This is a genomic window from Weissella sp. DD23 (genome assembly GCF_001579105.1).
In the GTDB taxonomy this organism is placed as follows: Bacteria; Bacillota; Bacilli; order Lactobacillales; family Lactobacillaceae; genus Weissella; species Weissella cibaria.
On the sequence record NZ_KQ970390.1, the window covers coordinates 214364 to 215261 of the forward strand.

The 898-nt window shown below is 40.2% G+C and carries 1 pseudogene; it reads left to right on the forward strand.

What is annotated here, in order from left to right:
* Positions 1–385: 385 nt before the first annotated feature.
* Positions 386–898: pseudogene (locus WEIDD23_RS14190) on the forward strand (class II glutamine amidotransferase); the annotation flags it as partial.

Here is an 898-nt window from a genome sequence, read left to right on the forward strand (position 1 = left end):
AATAAGAAAGTTGATCGCGCTGTTCGTGCCTTCGAAAAGATGAATACGAACACTCACCCCGCTAAGGATGCGAAGAAGCATTAATAAGCGATGATTAATTGTTAAAAGTCAGGTTGCACATTGACGTGTAACCTGGCTTTTTTGGTTCGCTACTTAAGGTGGTGAAAGGCAATTGGGACGCGCTTTCAGCTAACTATTAGCGATAATCAATCGGAATTGGTCTATACGTAAACCTATACCAATTTTTACCAATTAAAATAAAATATACTAGGATTTAGTTGACCGTGCTTTTTTAAACGGTATTATAGGTATTGTATTAAAACGCAATGAAGAAACAAAAGGGTATACCACTTTGTTTATGATAGTGCATTAGGGGGAACAAAATATGTATTGCGGAATCGTTGGATTTACGGGATTAAATTATCAATCAGCACCAATCTTGTTGAAGGGATTGGAAAAGCTTGAATACCGTGGGTATGATTCTGCGGGTTTGTTCGTTGCTGACCAAGCATTGGGAACTGATCAGCTAGTGAAAGAAAAGGGTCGTGTTGCCCAACTTGAGGCCTTGGTTAGTACAAAAAATGTGACTGGAACAAGCGGTATTGCACACACGCGGTGGGCAACTCATGGTGTGCCATCAATTAATAATGCACACCCACATTTGTCAGCCGATGGTCGTTTTTACTTGGTTCACAATGGTGTGATTGAAAATTACTTAGAATTAAAGCAAGAATATTTGGCCGATGTGACTTTCCATTCAGACACTGATACGGAAGTTGCCGTCCAATTAATTGGTAAGTTTGCGGATGAAGGCATGTCAACATTTGACGCCTTGCGTAAGTTGATCAGCTTGTTAGACACGAACTCTGCCTATGGTTTCTTGCTGATGGATCGTAAT